We start from the raw sequence: 669 nt of genomic DNA, 5'->3' as shown, positions 1-669 counted from the left end.
TGGCTCTGTCGATGACTGCCGAGAGCGCGTGTTGCCGAGTTTCGACAGCAGTTGGCGATCGCCATGCTGGGAAATGTTGGTGAGTTTCGACAGCGGGTCGAGAGGTGCCCGCCGTGTCAGGGCCAGACACTGATGGCAATGACGGCCGGGATGAGTGTGCTGGCTAGGGAGAGGAGCCAGTAGCGGGGTGCGGTGAGTTGGGTTCGGCGGGCGAGGGGGCGGTTGGCGATCCACCAGAGGACAGCGCTCGCAGCGATCATGGGGCCGAAGAAGAGTAAGGCCGCATTCGGGCTGTCGTCTTGTTCATTGTTCGGGATTCTTGTCGTCAGCCCGATGTCGGCGAGCGGCCAGTTCGACAGCAGAAACCAGAGCATCAGCATGGGCACGATGGCGGGGATACCGAGGAGTAGGTTGACGCCGAGTGCTGTGTACCAACGTCGGATCATGGTCCCCCCGCCCTTGTGACCGCCCGGTGGTGAGAGTACCTGCCCACCTCCTCTCCTGCTTGCTGGTGGGGCTGGTGACGTTAGAGGATCGCCGTCAGCCCGCGCCTGCCTGAGAAAGGCTGTGGTGAGGTGACCCCCGGAGTGTGGACACAGGGGTTCATGCTGCGAGTGTGAGTCTATGTCCTCGCTGGTGCTGCTGTTCGAAGTCGACGGGTGAGAGGTA

General features: G+C 62.5%; 1 protein-coding gene. It reads right to left on the bottom strand.

Going from position 1 to position 669, the window contains the following annotated elements:
* Positions 1-116: 116 nt before the first annotated feature.
* A complete protein-coding gene (locus IG74_RS0144840; protein WP_234334698.1) occupies positions 117-380 on the bottom strand; it encodes a hypothetical protein in 264 nt (87 codons plus the stop codon).
* Positions 381-669: the final 289 nt, after the last annotated feature.

The sequence above is a fragment of the Streptomyces sp. NRRL B-1347 genome (assembly GCF_000720325.1).
Classification (GTDB): Bacteria; Actinomycetota; Actinomycetes; order Streptomycetales; family Streptomycetaceae; genus Streptomyces.
This window is presented reverse-complemented; position numbering and strand designations above follow the sequence as displayed.